17 protein-coding genes and 1 pseudogene are annotated in these 14,977 nt (G+C 61.2%); 14 read left to right on the forward strand and 4 right to left on the reverse strand.

Going from position 1 to position 14,977, the window contains the following annotated elements; translation table 11 throughout:
• The first annotated feature begins 7 nt into the window (after window positions 1-7).
• From LE197_RS21990 to LE197_RS22025, 8 genes are read left to right on the forward strand one after another with little or no spacing between them, the layout of a single operon-like run.
• Window positions 8-394, forward strand: a complete 387-nt coding sequence (locus tag LE197_RS21990; protein ID WP_009316296.1) for a TIGR03750 family conjugal transfer protein — start codon at window positions 8-10, stop codon at window positions 392-394.
• A complete protein-coding gene (locus tag LE197_RS21995) occupies window positions 391-1,050 on the forward strand; it encodes a PFL_4703 family integrating conjugative element protein (protein ID WP_015648292.1) in 660 nt (219 codons plus the stop codon). The genes LE197_RS21990 and LE197_RS21995 overlap by 4 nt, the downstream gene beginning before the upstream one ends.
• Complete coding sequence (locus LE197_RS22000) at window positions 1,047-1,931, forward strand: TIGR03749 family integrating conjugative element protein (protein WP_033948693.1); 885 nt, start codon at window positions 1,047-1,049, stop codon at window positions 1,929-1,931. The genes LE197_RS21995 and LE197_RS22000 overlap by 4 nt, the downstream gene beginning before the upstream one ends.
• Window positions 1,915-3,420, forward strand: coding sequence for a TIGR03752 family integrating conjugative element protein (locus LE197_RS22005; protein ID WP_003121021.1), 1,506 nt, complete (start codon window positions 1,915-1,917; stop codon window positions 3,418-3,420). Before LE197_RS22000 ends, LE197_RS22005 begins: the two co-directional genes overlap by 17 nt.
• Window positions 3,398-3,841, forward strand: coding sequence for a TIGR03751 family conjugal transfer lipoprotein (locus tag LE197_RS22010; protein WP_003121022.1), 444 nt, complete (start codon window positions 3,398-3,400; stop codon window positions 3,839-3,841). The genes LE197_RS22005 and LE197_RS22010 overlap by 23 nt, the downstream gene beginning before the upstream one ends.
• The gene (locus LE197_RS22015; protein WP_034057604.1) at window positions 3,841-6,783 is read left to right on the forward strand and encodes a conjugative transfer ATPase; all 2,943 of its coding nucleotides are present in this window, start codon (window positions 3,841-3,843) and stop codon (window positions 6,781-6,783) included. The genes LE197_RS22010 and LE197_RS22015 overlap by 1 nt, the downstream gene beginning before the upstream one ends.
• Window positions 6,780-7,064 (forward strand): hypothetical protein, encoded by a 285-nt coding sequence (locus LE197_RS22020; RefSeq protein WP_003086159.1) that lies wholly within the window; start codon window positions 6,780-6,782, stop codon window positions 7,062-7,064. Before LE197_RS22015 ends, LE197_RS22020 begins: the two co-directional genes overlap by 4 nt.
• Window positions 7,061-7,720 carry a DsbA family protein gene (locus tag LE197_RS22025; protein WP_011666760.1) on the forward strand — a complete coding sequence of 220 codons (660 nt, stop codon included), beginning with the start codon at window positions 7,061-7,063 and terminating at the stop codon, window positions 7,718-7,720. Before LE197_RS22020 ends, LE197_RS22025 begins: the two co-directional genes overlap by 4 nt.
• Here the strand turns inward: LE197_RS22025 and LE197_RS22030 are convergent.
• A complete protein-coding gene (locus LE197_RS22030) occupies window positions 7,717-7,935 on the reverse strand; it encodes a hypothetical protein (RefSeq protein WP_004347910.1) in 219 nt (72 codons plus the stop codon). The two genes, LE197_RS22025 and LE197_RS22030, sit on opposite strands and share 4 nt — an antisense overlap.
• Before the next feature lie 208 nt (window positions 7,936-8,143).
• On the opposite strand from LE197_RS22030, the gene LE197_RS22035 reads away from it, so the two are divergent.
• The 5 genes from LE197_RS22035 to LE197_RS22055 are packed head-to-tail and all read left to right on the forward strand — an operon-like array spanning window position 8,144 to window position 12,798.
• Window positions 8,144-8,575, forward strand: a complete 432-nt coding sequence (locus LE197_RS22035) for a TIGR03757 family integrating conjugative element protein (RefSeq protein ID WP_015503381.1) — start codon at window positions 8,144-8,146, stop codon at window positions 8,573-8,575.
• Entirely contained in the window at window positions 8,575-9,513 is a 939-nt protein-coding gene (locus LE197_RS22040) for a TIGR03756 family integrating conjugative element protein (RefSeq protein WP_023110947.1), read from the forward strand. The genes LE197_RS22035 and LE197_RS22040 overlap by 1 nt, the downstream gene beginning before the upstream one ends.
• Before the next feature lie 17 nt (window positions 9,514-9,530).
• Window positions 9,531-10,913, forward strand: a complete 1,383-nt coding sequence (locus LE197_RS22045; protein WP_033987979.1) for an integrating conjugative element protein — start codon at window positions 9,531-9,533, stop codon at window positions 10,911-10,913.
• A complete protein-coding gene (locus LE197_RS22050) occupies window positions 10,913-11,269 on the forward strand; it encodes a hypothetical protein (RefSeq protein WP_096760077.1) in 357 nt (118 codons plus the stop codon). Before LE197_RS22045 ends, LE197_RS22050 begins: the two co-directional genes overlap by 1 nt.
• Window positions 11,266-12,798, forward strand: coding sequence for a conjugal transfer protein TraG N-terminal domain-containing protein (locus LE197_RS22055; RefSeq protein ID WP_034005323.1), 1,533 nt, complete (start codon window positions 11,266-11,268; stop codon window positions 12,796-12,798). The genes LE197_RS22050 and LE197_RS22055 overlap by 4 nt, the downstream gene beginning before the upstream one ends.
• Before the next feature lie 34 nt (window positions 12,799-12,832).
• On the opposite strand, the gene LE197_RS22060 is transcribed toward LE197_RS22055, so the two are convergent.
• Window positions 12,833-13,186 carry a hypothetical protein gene (locus tag LE197_RS22060; protein ID WP_003156420.1) on the reverse strand — a complete coding sequence of 118 codons (354 nt, stop codon included), beginning with the start codon at window positions 13,184-13,186 and terminating at the stop codon, window positions 12,833-12,835.
• A 91-nt stretch (window positions 13,187-13,277) separates the two neighbouring features.
• Between LE197_RS22060 and LE197_RS22065 the strand changes: the two are divergent.
• Window positions 13,278-13,484: pseudogene (locus LE197_RS22065) on the forward strand (type II toxin-antitoxin system RelE/ParE family toxin); the annotation flags it as partial.
• A gap of 26 nt (window positions 13,485-13,510) precedes the next feature.
• On the opposite strand, the gene LE197_RS22070 reads toward LE197_RS22065, so the two are convergent.
• Together LE197_RS22070 and LE197_RS22075 are read right to left on the reverse strand one after the other, a co-directional pair.
• Complete coding sequence (locus LE197_RS22070) at window positions 13,511-14,425, reverse strand: hypothetical protein (protein ID WP_034005325.1); 915 nt, start codon at window positions 14,423-14,425, stop codon at window positions 13,511-13,513.
• Between the two features lie 25 nt (window positions 14,426-14,450).
• Complete coding sequence (locus tag LE197_RS22075; RefSeq protein ID WP_034005327.1) at window positions 14,451-14,690, reverse strand: hypothetical protein; 240 nt, start codon at window positions 14,688-14,690, stop codon at window positions 14,451-14,453.
• Window positions 14,691-14,977 lie beyond the last annotated feature (287 nt).

A 14,977-nucleotide genomic window follows, 5' to 3' on the forward strand; every position in this document is an offset into this window, starting at 1 on the left:
CCTTCCCATGCCCGAAGAACATCTGTTTCAGGATGGAACCCTCAGCTTCCTGCCGACCCGTTTGAACCGGCAACCGGTGGTCATCGGCGGCCTGACCGCAGACGAAATGTGGATCACGGTCTTCACCTGCGGAGCAGTCGGGTTCGTTCTTGGCATCCCGGCTGCCTTGGTCGCAGGTAACGCTGCCTGCATTCCACTGGGCGCGCTGCTGGTAGGCGCCCTCGGCCTGGGTATCGGCAGCCGCGTCCTGCGGCGGATGAAGCGGGGGCGGCCTGACACCTGGTTCTACCGCCAGGTGGAGCTGGCCCTCTCGCTGCGCTTTCCCGTCTTCGGCAACCGTCGCCTGGTGACGCGCTCCGGCGCCTGGACCAGTCGACGCACGGAGTCCCCATGAGTTTCAGAAAACACACCGCGCAACAGCAGGCTCACATCAACACGTTCCGGTTCATCACCGGCTTCTTGTGCATGGTCATCGTGGTGCTGGCCTACTGCGTCTGGGAAGCCCGCAAGGACCTCTGGATCCACATTCCGCCCGACTTGCGTTCAGGGAGCACCCGGTTGTGGTGGGACATTCCGCCAGAGAGTGTCTATGCATTCGGTCTCTACATCTTCCAGCAGGTGCAACGTTGGCCCAAGGACGGCGAGGTGGACTACAAGGGAAACCTGTTCCGCTACGCCGCCTACCTCACTCCCTCCTGCAAAGTCTTCCTGGAGAAAGACTTCGAGTTTCGTCGTAACGCCGGCGAGCTCAGGGGACGCGAGCGCACCACCTCGGAAATCCCCGGTCGAGGCATTGGCGAGAGCAATGGCCGCGTGATCCAGCACTCGATCAATGACTGGACCGTCAACCTGGACATGGACAGCACGGAGTATTACGCCGGCGAGAAAATCAAGCGCGCGCTGGCCCGCTACCCGTTGCACGTCATCCGCGCCGACGTCGACCCAGAGACCAATCCCTTCGGCCTGCAGTGGGACTGCTACTCCGATACGCCTCAACGTATCGAACTCGAGGAGCCGGTCGCCCCCACCAAGCGGGAGGGCGGTCTATGATCCGGAAGTCGAGAGCCACGCTCTTGCTGATGCTTGCCCTACCCGCACTGGCACAAGCGGTGGAGATTCTGCGCTGGGAGCGCATTCCGCTGGCCATTCCGTTGACGGTCGGCCAGGAACGCATTGTGTTCGTCGACAGGAACGTGCGAGTCGGCGTTCCTCGGGACCTGCAGGGCAAGTTGCGCGTCCAGAGTACCGGCGGTGCACTCTACCTGCTCGCCAACGAGCCGATTCCTCCGGCGCGGCTGCGTCTGCAAGACGCGACCAATGGCGAGCAGATGCTCATAGATATCGCCGCCACCGAAGCCGCAGCCGATCAACAACCGCGCGAGCCGGTCAGGATCGTCGCCGGCGAGCCCGTGGCTCCGCACTATGGCCAGCCCCGGGAAGCCCAGCCATCGGCAGCAGCGAAACAGACCGAGCAGGCAGAAGCACCGAAGGCCGTGCCGCGCGAAACGCCCGTCCCCGTGGTTCTGACGCGCTATGCGGCGCAGATGCTCTATGCCCCGCTTCGCACGGTGGAACCGGTAGATGGCGTCGGTCAGGTGCGCGTCAAGCGACAGCTCGACCTGACCACCCTGCTCCCCAGCCTACCCATCACGGCTACCGCCTTGGGCGCCTGGCGGCTGGACGACTACTACGTCACGGCGGTGAAGCTGCAGAACGCCAGCGCCCAGCACCTGGCCCTGGATCCCAGGGACCTGATGGGCAATTTCGTCGCCGCGACCTTCCAGCACCCGTACTTGGGAGCCCGGGGCGACGCCTCCGACACCACTACCGTGTATCTGGTGACGCGCGGCCGCGGCCTTGCCGACGCGCTCCTGCCCTCCTCCATCAGCCAGATCGATCCCAAAGGAGGCCGTCGTGGCGCTGACCGGTAATCCCCTCCTGAAATTGCTGGTCGTCCCCGTCGTGATCGGCGCCATCCTGATCGGCGTGAGCATGATGGGCAAGAAAGAAAGTGCGCAGTCACAAGGCGCCGCAACCCCGACGGTAACGTCGGAAGAAGCGGCAACCCTGGGCATCGACGGCGACACGCCCGCCGACACACTACGCACCATCGTGGCGGAAAGCCGGCAGCTCAAGGACCAGATCAGCAAGGTGATCCAAGAGAATGACTCGCTCAAAGCCGCCAATGAGAACCTGCAGGGCCGCCTGCGCAACATCGATCAGAACATAGAGCAGAAGCTCAACAACACCGCCCAGGAGCTGCAGCAACAGCAGGAAAACCGTAGCCAGACGATCCTGGACCAGGTACAGAAACGGCTCGAGAACTTAACCCACATTCCCGAGGCCGGCGACACCGACCTGCCCGTAGGATTCGGCGTGCGACCAGAGGATGGCCAGCACTTTCAGGGAGCGGGCTCGTCGTCATCGGACATCGTCTGGATCGAGCCCCAGGACGCCCGCGCGGTCGATGCCAATGGCCAGCCGCTGGCCGCCGGCTCCACCACCCAACCGAGCGGATTCAGCTTCCCGACCTCCTTCGGCAATGCGGTCGATCGCGGACAGAACGCGCTGGAGCGGATCGATGACGGGCTGCACCCCGTCGGCCAACAGCGATCCGACCTGGAAAACCGCAAGCTCGTCCGCAAGACCTACACGCTGCCGCAGAACTCGACGCTCATGGGATCGGTGGCCATGTCCGCGCTGATCGGTCGTGTGCCGGTCGACGGGACGGTCAATGATCCTTACCCGTTCAAAATCCTCATCGGCCCGGACAATCTCACCGCCAACGGCATCGAGCTGCCGGACGTGGCCGGCGCGGTAGCCAGCGGGACCGCCTCGGGCGACTGGACACTCTCCTGCGTGCGTGGGCAGATCCGCAGCCTCACGTTCGTGTTCAACGACGGGACCGTGCGCACCTTCCCGGCGCCGGCCGAGGAGGTGAATGACAACCAGAGCAACAACAACCAGACCGCCAGCGCCGACCAGAAAACCATCCAGGGCGGCCTCGGCTGGATCAGCGACCCCTACGGCATCCCCTGCATCGCCGGTGATCGCCGATCCAATGCCAAGGAGTACCTGGGCAATCAGAGCCTACTCACGGCTGCCGGGGCCGGCATCGCCAAGCTCCTGGACGCCGACGAGAACAACACCAGTACCGTCTTCAGCGGCAACGGCACCAGCTTCGGGACGACCGGAACCAACAGCAACTCGGCCCTCAACAGCATCCTCTCCGGCGGCGTCAGCGACATCCGGCAGTGGATGAACAAGTTGTACGGGGAGGCCTTCGCCGCCGTCTACGTGCAGCCAGGTGCGCGGGTCGCAGTGCATCTCGATCAGCAACTGGCGATCGACTACGAACTCAAGGGCCGCAAGGTCGACTACAGCTCTGGAGCCGCTCATGCAACAGCAGACCTGGACTAACCCCCTTCTTCGTCTCTGCGCCGGCCTGGCCTGCGCGCTAACCCTGGCAGCGTGCTCCACCAGCAAGGAGGAGATGCTGCCCCACGGCGAGGCCAACATGCTCGACGTCTGGGAACAAGGTGCAACCAGCTCGATAGGCAACAGCCGTGGCCGGCTACTCCTCGATGCCAGGCAAACGCTGCGGCGCCCGATCAATCCGCAGCAGGTTGCCTCCGCGAACGACCAGGCCGACTACACCCGCACGGCCAGCAACGAGATCCACAGCCAGTTCAAACGACTGCCCAATCCCGACCTGGTCATGTATGTGTTCCCGCACCTAGCCGGCAGCGATCCCGCCCCGGTACCGGGCTATACCACCGTGTTCCCCTTCTACCAGCGAGTCCAGTACGCCATGCCGGGCGAGCGCACGGAGGACTACTGATGGGCCTTTTTCAAACCCTTCTGCGCGGTCGCACACAGCCTCAGTCGGTACCGGCAGACGCTCCCGAAGATTCAGGAGCGCTGGACGTAGCGGCCGTGGAAGAAGCGACTGAGCGCTATCTGGCGCGACTGGCCGCCATGGGTATCCCTTTACCCAACACCGGGAGCAAGAATGGCGCCACGCAGGCTGAAGCGTCACGCCTCTACGATCACGACCCATCGTTCGTCGACCTGCTGCCCTGGGCCGAGTACCTGCCCGACGAACAGGTGATGCTCCTGGAAGATGGACGTTCGCGTGCCGTCTTCTTCGAGCTGGTGCCCTTGGGCACCGAGGGTCGCGATCCCAATTGGATGCAGAACGCCCGGGACGCATTGAAAGAAGCCCTGCAGAACTCCTTCGACGAGCACGAAACCTCGCCCTGGATCGTCCAGTTCTACGCCCAGGACGAGATCAGCTGGGACAATTTCCAGGAGCAGTTGAGGCAGTACGTCCATCCTCGAGCGCGAGGATCAGCCTTCAGCGAGATGTACCTGGCGCTCATGAAGCATCACCTGGAGGGCATTTCGAAGCCGGGCGGACTGTTCGTCGACACCGCCGTCAGCAAGCTGCCCTGGCGAGGACAACAGCGGCGCGTGCGGATGGTCGTCTACCGCCGGATCCGCAAGGCGGATGCGCAGATTCGCGGACAGGACCCGGCGGCGTACCTGAAGTCCATCTGCGAGCGTATCCAAGGCGGCCTGGCGAACGCCGGCATCGTCGCTTCGCGCATGGGCGGACAGGAGATCAGGAACTGGTTGATCCGCTGGTTCAACCCGCACCCGGATCACCTCGGCAAGACCGATGCGGATCTACGTCGCTTCTACGAACTGGTATGCCGGCCGGACGAACCGATCCTGCAGGATGACTTGCCGCTGGCCGACGGCACCGACTTCTCCCAGAACCTGTTCTATCGGCAGCCTGTTTCCGATGCCACCCAGGGCGTATGGCTGTTCGATGCCATGCCACACCGAGTGATCGTGGTCGACCAGTTGAACAAGGCGCCGCTGACAGGGCATTTCACCGGCGAGACGCTCAAGGGTGATGGCCTGAACGCCCTGTTCGATCGCATGCCCGAGGATACGCTGCTGTGTATCACCATGGTGGTGACGCCGCAGGACATGCTGGAAGGGCATCTGCAGCAGCTCTCGAAAAAGGCCGTTGGTGACAACCAGGCCTCGATCCACACCCGCGAGGACGTGGCCACCGTTCGCCGCCTGATCGGCCGGGAGCACAAGCTCTATCGCGGTTCGATCGCTCTGTTCGTGCGCGGCCGCGACCATACCCAGTTGGAGGAGCGCTGCATCACCCTGAGCAACGTGCTGCTCGGCGCCGGCCTGGTGCCGGTCGAACCGCAGAACGAAGTGGGACCGCTGAACAGCTACCTGCGCTGGCTGCCCTGCAATTTCGATCCGAACGAAAAGCGAGCCCTGGAGTGGTACACCCAGATGATGTTCGCGCAGCACATCGCCAACCTGTCGCCCATCTGGGGGCGCACCACCGGTACCGGACACCCCGGCTTCACGCTGTTCAACCGTGGCGGCGCGCCGTTGACCTTCGACCCGTTCAACAAGCTGGACCGGCAGATGAATGCCCACGGCTTCATCTTCGGCCCAACCGGGTCCGGCAAGTCAGCGTCCCTGACCAACCTCATCAGCCAGATGCTCGCCATGTACCTGCCACGGATGTTCGTCGCGGAAGCGGGCAACAGCTTCGGCCTGCTGGCCGACTTCGCCAAGCGGTTTGGCCTCTCGGTCCACCGTGTCCGCCTCGCCCCGGGCTCCGGCGTCAGCCTGGCGCCGTTCGCGGACGCCATCAAGCTGGTCGAGAGTCCCGACCAGGTGAAGGTCCTGGATGCCGAAGACATCGAGGCCTCGGACTCGGTCCAGGGCAGCAAGGCCGACCTCGAGGACGATCAACGAGACATCCTCGGCGAGATGGAGATCGTCGCGCGCCTGATGATCACCGGCGGCGAAGAGAAGGAAGACGCGCGCCTGACCCGTGCCGATCGCAGCGCCATCCGCCAGGCGATTCTGGCGGCGGCCAGGACCTGCGCCGCCGCGAACCGCACGGTGCTCACCCAGGACGTGCGCGATGCGCTCTACGAGGCCTCCAGGAGCGATGGCTCCGCGCCAGAACGGCGCGCGCGCCTGGCCGAAATGGCGGAAGCCATGCAGATGTTCTGCATGGGTGCCGACGGCGAGATGTTCAATCGCGAAGGCACGCCCTGGCCTGAAGCCGACCTCACCGTGGTGGATTTCGCGACTTACGCGCGCGAAGGCTACGCCGCCCAGCTCGGGATCGCCTACATCTCGCTGCTGAACACCGTGAACAACATCGCCGAACGCGACCAGTTCAAGGGCCGGCCCATCGTCAAGATCACCGATGAGGGGCACATCATCACCAAGCACCCGCTGCTGCTGCCCTACGCCATGAAGATCACCAAGATGTGGCGGAAACTGGGCGCCTGGTTCTGGCTCGCCACCCAGAACATCGACGACATCCCAGCCTCCGGGGCACCGATGCTGAACATGATCGAGTGGTGGTTATGCCTGAACATGCCCCCCGACGAGGTAGAGAAGATCTCCAGGTTCCGCGAGCTGTCGCCGGCGCAGAAGTCGATGATGCTCTCGGCCCGCAAGGAAAGCGGCAAGTTCACCGAGGGCGTGCTCCTGGCCAAGGGCAAGGAGTACCTCTTTCGTGTGGTTCCCCCGAGTCTCTACCTGGCCCTGGCCATGACCGAAAACGAAGAAAAGAACCAGCGCTACAGCATCATGCAAGCCACCGGCTGCGACGAGCTCGAGGCGGCCTTGCAGGTCGCAGCGGATCTCGACCAGGCGCGCGGCCTGCCACCCTTCCCCATTATTTTCCCAGACCAACCGGCAGTGGAGTGCCAGGACGAATGAGAGCTCTGAATTCGCTGACCCAGAACCTGATCGACAACCTGACCCAGATCCTGCAGAACCCCGAAGAAGATGCCCTGCAGACGCTCAGGATATGCGCTCCTGTACTGATCGAGGAGCTGCAGCAGATACAACTGAGGGCGGTCGATCGCCGAGACATAGTCCCGCAGATAAAGCAGCTCCTGGATGAATGGCTGCAACAGCATCCACAGCCTGATACGGCCCAACAGGCGCTCATCGAGGCCGTGGACCGCGCGGAAATCCTACAGCGGAGGCAAGCGTGAGACTGTTGAAGGGCGGCTGGGCAGCGAAGCGATTTCAAGGTCCCGCCCTGCCCTGGGCGGGGCTGCTGCTGGTCTTGCTGGCTGCATCCGCCGTAGGGGTAGAGCTTCTGGTGAAGGGCCTGCCAGCCAACCACAGCCTCTACGGCGATGCGAAAGCGCGCTGGACGATCAATGAATACGCCGACCTGGAGTGCCCCTTCTGCAAGGTCTACACCCCGCGGCTTAAGCGCTGGGTAGACAGCCATCCGGACGTGAACCTGGTTTGGCGCCATCTTCCCCTGCAGATGCATGGCGAGGCGGCCCGCCACCAGGCTCGCCTGGTGGAGTGCGCGGGGATCCAAGGCGGCGCCAAAGCCTTCTGGAGCGCTATCGATGCGATCTTCGCTCAGTCGGCCGGCAACGGGGGCGGGCTGCCTGGCGGCACATTGGACTTTCCTGAACTGGACCAGGCTCGACTGGAGAAATGTGCGAAAGACAACGAACTTATTGACTCAGATATCAAGTTGGACATCGACATTGCACGGTCGAAGGGCATTACAGCGACCCCGACCCTCGTCATCCGGGACAACCAGACGGGACGAAGCGTGAAGCTTGAAGGCATGGCCGACGAGACCACGTTGCTGTCGGCGATAGACTGGCTAGCCAAGGATCTCTAGCGTCGCGCCAAGAGACTCTTGGCTAAGAAATCGGCGAGGATTCCAACATCCCTCTTTTGGGCCTCCAGGATGCACTGCACTTCACCTGGCAGAACCTCGACCTCCTCCCCATCCACAATCTTTACCATTCTCTTGCGGCCGGAGCTGGTGAGGCTAAGCCTCAACTCCATTGCCGGCCGAGCATTGATGTAAATGCTCTCGAGCAAGCGCTCCATGACTTCGACTACTCCCTAATATCAATTAGCCAGCTACATACAGGAATTATGCTACCCAGGACATGCAGGCGTCACCCCTACTTATGTACGTGGCAGCGCTCGATCACGGCTCGAAAAAATACACCACCTACGAGTTGATGATTTCCTGCTGCCCTATCGGAAGTGATCCTGTCTGCTGTCTGTACCTTTCTAGAACCGGTACAGACCCATGCCTCTTCATCACTCCCCCCCTGGCCGGCGGCCACAAACGCTGGCCGTTGGCGTACTACTGGTACTGCTGAGCGGCGCGAGCCAGGCCGAAACCTGGGTCATCACCGACAAGGCTCATCCGGTCTCTGCCACCGGATCGTCGCGTGTTCTGTTTCTGGACGCCCAGGAACACCTCGAAGAGCAACTGACTGCCGCCTTGCCCCAGGATCCACAGCATGCTCAAGCGGCGTTTAAGCGATTGCTACAAAGCCCCGATGGGCGCCGCCTGCAGGCAGAGCTGGTCAAGGCACAACAAGACGTCGCCGATGCGTGGAGTCTCGGTGTCGAGAAGATCCCTGCCGTAGTAGTCGATAGGCAGTACGTGGTCTACGGCGAACCGGATGTTTCGCGCGCGCTTGAGCTGATCGCCAAGGCCAGGAGGTCGCGCTGATGACCAGCCTCAACCTCCGCGGCCTGGCAGCGGCGGCCGCCACCTTCAGCCTCTCGTTCACGGCCTCGGCCGCGATCAACAGCGCTGCCATCGTCTCCTCCACCCTTTCCCCTCAGTGCCTCGAATACAAGGTCGTCGGGATCTGTTACTGGCTGCTCTGCGGCCCGCATGGCTGCAAAGTGAAGACGTCGGTCAAGGTCCGCCACTACGTGCCTGACGCAGTCGTCTCCAGCTACGCGAATACCGGGGGCAACCCCTGGACCGAGGTGTCGGCGCTGGGCGCACCGAATCCACTCGCCCAGGCCGGCAATGACGCGACCACCAACTACAAGGCCGAGAACAGCATCGGCCGCTTCAAGGAAGCGGATGTGATCGGCCATCCTGGCGGGGCCACGTTCAGCCGGTTCGCCAGCGCCTCTGGGTACGTTTGTCCTGGCGCCACCTTTCCGCTGGTGCCCTACTTCCTCAGCACACTGGACGCCATTGGCTGGCGGCATGGAATTCCCGAGCAGGTGTACCCCGAAGCGTTGATCCCAGGGCTGCGCGAGGTGGGTGGAATCTTCTCCGGCGACATGTGGGGGAACCTCTATCCGCGCAGCGGATTCCTGCACCAGACCGACGACTACAAGACGGCGGCCGTCATCGCCCAGCGCGCCGGCGACATCACCACGCGAATCGGCCAGCTCCACGTCTACCTCCCCATGCGCGCAGCCCCGAAGGACGGCTACTGGCCGGCGGGCGAGCTGAAAGAGGGCGATGCCTCGACCGGGAAATGGCAGGAGCTGACCCCATCCCTGAGCCTCAACTGCGCGGTGTTTCCCAACTCAGGGCCGAAGACGCAAGCCGTCGACGGCGATTACGCCTGGGCGCTCTGGCGTCCCTACTCCTGCTGCCAGCGCAAGGGGCAGATCTTCCTCGGCAGTACCGACTTCCAATAAGGACACGGAGACGAATCATGCGAATGAACATCACCTCGGTCGCGCTGATGTGGCTGCTCGCAGCGCAACTTGCCCAGGCCGACGACCCGATCAACGTGTCCAAGACCGGCACGGTGCTCAGCGACGAGGTCCTCTACAGCATTGGCGGCGGCAGTGCGGTGAGCATGGGCAGCGCCGGCCAGATGGACTCGATCGGCGTCGGCTTCGGCTGGAACAACGACATGATGTGCGGAAACATGAACCTGAGCACCACCCTGGAGAACCAGCTCAACGGTGCCACACAGGGTTTCCAGAACATCATGGGCTCAGTCATCCAGAACGCGACCGGCGCGGTCATGTCGCTGCCGGCGTTGATCATCCAGCGCGCGAACCCTCAGCTCTACAACCTGATCACCAATGGCATCCTGCAGGCGCGGATCGACTACGACCGTTCGAAAGGGACTTGCAGAGCGATCGCCGAGAAGATGGCCGACATCGCTGGCGAGCAGACCGGCTGGGGGAAAATCGCCGAAGGTCAGGCCCTGGGCGCCACGCTGGCCTCTGGCGGGAAAGACGCCGTATCCGCCCTCGAAGCAGTGGAGAAGAAGGGCGGTAACGATGGCGTAACCTGGGTCGGTGGAGACAAGGCCGGCGGCTCCGGCCAGAAGCCCATTCGCATCGTCAACGACGTGACCCGGGCGGGCTACAACCTGTTGACCAGCCGCTCGGTGAATGACTCGTCGAGAGTGCCTTCCGCCACTTGCAACAACGGCCTGGTCTGCAACACCTGGTCCTCCCCCCAGGAAGCCGCCGCATTCGCCACCCGGGTACTGGGGGAGCAACAGCAACAGACCTGCGAAGGCTGCCAGAAGACGGTGACGGCGGCAGGTGTCGGCCTTACCCCGTTGATCCAGGAGACCTACGACAAGAAGCTCCAGTCGCTGCAGGAACTGCTGTCGAAGAGGAAACCACTAACCGCAGAGAACCTGGCTGCGGCCGGCACCGATGCCTTGCCGATCACCCGCGGCGTCATCGAGGCGCTGCGCGACGAGCGTGACCAGGACGTCCTGGCGCGCCGCCTGGCGTCCGATGTCTCCCTGATGGACGTGCTCAGCAAGGCACTGCTACTGCAGCGCCTGATGTTCGCCGGCGCCAAGGAGCCCAACGTCGCCGCCAACGGCCTGGCCACCCAAGCCGTCGATCAGCAGACCAGCCTCCTGCAGCAGGAGATCTCCAATCTCAAGACCGAACTGGAACTCCGTCGCGAGTTGGCAAGCAATTCGCCCATGCGGGTCATCGAGCGCGGGCAACAGCGCGCCGCAGGGTCCAGTGGCGTGTTCGAGTCGGCGCCCGATGCCGATCGCCTCGATCGCCTGCAGGAACCCGCCAAAACCGACCGTAAATCCGAGGGGCGCCTCTGATGAACAAGCCAAACTCAGCTTTCACTGCGCGCAAGCTGCTGAGCATCACACTGCTTGGCCTGCTGATGCTACTCCTCCTATCGCTGGCCGGCCTTTTTCTCAGCGTGGTTGCCGTGCACTACTTCGGCGGTATTCAGGCTCTTGAGGCCTGGCGCGACCAGCACTACGACTCGCTACTGGCCTGGAGGCTCTGTCTGTACGGCCTGCTTGCGTTCGGCTGGCTGAAAGTGAAACAGAAGAGAGCATTCCCTGCGGCACAGCGCCCGCGCATCCTGCGCATCGAGTTGTTGGTCATTCTGCTGTTCGTCCTGCTCGAGTCCAGCAAAGCCTACGTTCACACGGGGGGCTTAGCATGACCTTCATGACCAATGACTACCTGGAGTACTACCTCACCCTCCTAGGCTGGATCATCAATAATGGGATTTGGAACATCATCTCCGATACCGGCATCTTCGCGATTCCCTTCATCACTATCGTCATTCGCGAGTGGCTGAAGGTCCGCGGCGAAGGAGCCGATGAAGGCAACAAGGGTGTACTGGCCCTGGCTCGGATCGAAACCCAAATGTACATGGGCTACGTTGTCGTGGCGTTTGCCGGGATCCCCTTTATCCCCGTCAGCTTCGACACCCTCCAGTTCGACCAGGCCCGCGCCCAGCAGTGCCAGTACAACCTGCCGGCACCGGCGGACACCGGCTGGTCGACCTCCTTCAGCAGTCTAGCCGGAAAGAGCGCACAGATGCCGATCTGGTGGGCGATGATGCATGCCTTGTCCAAAGGCTTCACCGCTGCCGCCGTCGCCTCTATCCCCTGCGGGGCGGACTTGCGGCAGATGCGCATGGAGGTGGACAACACCCGGATCAATAACCCGCTGCTGGCTCAGGAAGTCGCCGACTTCTCCAGGGACTGCTACGGCCCCTCCCGCGCGCGACTGTTCATGCGCCAGCCCGATCTGGGCTCGGTGGCCGAGAATAACAAAGCCCTGCAGGACCTGAGTTGGATCGGCTCGCGTTACCTGCTCAACACTCCGGGCTACTACGACACCGACTACTCAAAGACCCCACGCGAGCCCTGGCCCTACAACGCTACCCGCGATGCTGGCCTGCCCCAGGTAGGCGGTGGTGGTGGCTACCCCACCTGCAAGCAGTGGTGGGCTGACTCAGGGATCGGCTTGCGTGATCGGATCAAGGACCAGGTGGATCCGGACCTGATGACCAGCTTCCTCAAGTGGGCGAAGTGGCTGAACCAGGACGAAGTGACCGAGGCCGTGATCCGCCAGGTCATTTCCCCCTCGAGCCAGGTCAAAGGCAATGTCTATACCGACTATGGTGGGCAGGTTGGCGGTACCGTCTGGAATGGACTGGCTCGTACCGGAGGCACCTTCGGCGTGGCCTTGGGCAGCCTGGCCTACTTTCCTGCCATGGACATGGTCCGCCAGGCGCTGCCCATGGTGATGTCGTTCCTGAAGATGGCCATGGTCATCTGCATGCCGATGATCCTGATTATCGGCTCATACCAGTTGCAGGTGGCGATGACCATGACGGTGGTGTTCTTCGCCATGATGTTCGTCGACTTCTGGTTCCAACTGGCCAGATACATCGACAGCACGATACTTGATGCCTTCTACGGCTCAGGATCACCGCATCTTTCATTCAACCCAGTTATGGGACTGGACACGGCTACTCAAGATGCAATTCTGAACTTCGTCATGGGATCTATGTTCGTGATACTGCCAACACTGTGGATTACCGCAGTTGGCTGGTCCGGCATGAAAGTTGGGACAGTTCTCAGTGATCTCAGTAACGGCACTAGAGGAGTAGAACAAGCTGGAGCTCAAGGTGGGGGAGTAGCCAAGCAAGCAATATCATCAATTTCTAAGGGAGACTGACAAAAAAGGGGGCTAACAGCCCCCTTTCATTTTGTTACTCATTATGAGAGTGGATCCCATCCTCTCGTCGTCCCATCCAGTCTAGCTTGTTTCCAAAAAAATCTCGTCTATATGACGCGGCCTGGGCTGCATCTTTCTCCAACTGCTGGAAGATCGAAAAGTCACCTTTAACCAGCGCCCACCCAATCAACCCAAACGACAGCAAGGTCATGAATGTACTGGCCAGCCAGGTAAAGTTCTGGACAAGGATAATGAACAGAGCCACGAACAGGCTGACGCGCTTGACCCAACGCAGCACAGGGCGGCGGTCATGCAGGAAGAAGCGCACAATCGACCCCAGAGCATAACCGACCCGGGCGGCGAAACCTTTGTTGGCATGTGCGTTCATCATCGCTCTCCTCGCCCTCAGAAAAGGGCATACTGCCATCATCTATACGCCGAAACAGCTGAATTGGCAACCCGTGCCCAGAACATCGAGCAGCCTCGACCGTGAAGAAGTAGGCGCAGGCCTGCGAAGCATCCACCTCGTTTTTTGCGTTTACTGCCGCTCGATGCCCAACGTCGGTAAGGTCATCCGCCCCAGGCACTTCGTCTTCTACTAGGTTGCGACAGACCAGGTGCTCAAGGTAGTTCGCGTGCTGCACGACTCGATGGAGCTTGAGCGCCACCTGCCTCGCAACCGATGACTTCGAAGCCGAATATCATCTCCGGATCATCCGGCGGGCAGCAAGTCACCCAGCACCCGACGCGCCGCCTCGACCAAGCTACGGTCTCTATGCGGATGATCCTCGGGCAAAGCAATCAAACGTTGGAAATACTGGCGGTTAAATACAATCGACTTCGTATATATATCGATAGCCTTTCCTTTCCGCTCTGTGGAAACCAGCATTTCCATCCCCTCGGTCAGCTCACCCTCAAGGCTGTCCTTACGAAACCGGTGCTTCACAAAGCACATATTGAGATCGAAATACTCCTTTCTCCCTGACTCATCCACCTTCGAGGAGACTCGGCTATACTCATCAATCGAGGCCGCAGGCACTTCAGCGGAGACTGCCTTGATAAGGTCGTCATCGAGTAAAAGCTGTCCGAAAAGACTCTGAGAATCAGCCATATAGGCAAATATCCAGGGAATATTGGTCAGGGTTGCCCCAGTATAAAGATATCCTCTCTCCCTTCTGTATTGTTCCAGCATCCGGATAGCCAGGTTTTGAGAGATATTCACGCCCAGTTCTTTCCGCAGCAGGTAAATAACCCTGTCGAACTGCTCGATCAGTATTTTTACTATTTTCAGAGGCGTGCCGTTTACCGAGGCTTTCCGCTCTGTCTTTTGGTGTACCCTTGGTTTGAAATAAGGGCAGTTCTCTCGCGCCTCCTCATCCGCTTCGGCAAGGTCTCGAACCGAACGAGCGTAATGACGCCCATAGGGACGAGCCACATTGGCGGGCAAATGATAAAGACCTATGATTTGTACTGGATTGTCACAGGCGGGACAGACAGCGAAATGTCCCTCCGTGCCATTTTCAGAGGTGGAGAACCAAGGCTCCTGGCGTCGCGTTTCTTCTTCGAAACGTTCGCGCTCGATTGGTCGCTCATCAGTTTCCTCTGGCTTCAACTTGTAGACATCCATAGCGCACCGCTCTCCATGAAAATAATCAATTCAGCCTGTATCGATTAGCCATCCGGCTCCACCAGCTCTCGGGAAGTTCGGGGACCGCCCCTTCATGCTCGGCCATTCTCAAGCACTGAAGAATGGTGCTCAAGCCAAGGGAGAAGGCGTGATGTTTATCCTGCAGCGCAAAGATGAGTTCGTCATGGCATAGGCTCCCGCTGTCATCCCCGTTTTGCTCTTGGAGTAGCTCCGCCCGGTTATTCAGTATGTCGTCATGGTTCATCGTATCCATCTCCTGTCTGACTCGGCCAGATTGGCCAGGTCCGCAACGAGAGGGTGCCCAGTTACAGGGTGCGGCGCCTCGAAAAAACCAAACCTGACCCATGAAGTATTTTTCCGGCGACACCGGGGCACAAATGGCCCAAAGGGGAAATGGGCTTGAAGGGCGAAGGGAATGGTTCACAAGGGTAAAAGCCCTACCCGAAAGGGCCTGCCGGAAGGCAGAAATGGCTTCGTTCGCGCCGGCGAACAAGAAAAGGCTACGGGTGAACACCCACCAGCAGGTGCCCC

It is taken from the genome of Pseudomonas sp. PS1(2021), assembly GCF_020405165.1.
GTDB lineage: Bacteria > Pseudomonadota > Gammaproteobacteria > Pseudomonadales > Pseudomonadaceae > Pseudomonas > Pseudomonas aeruginosa.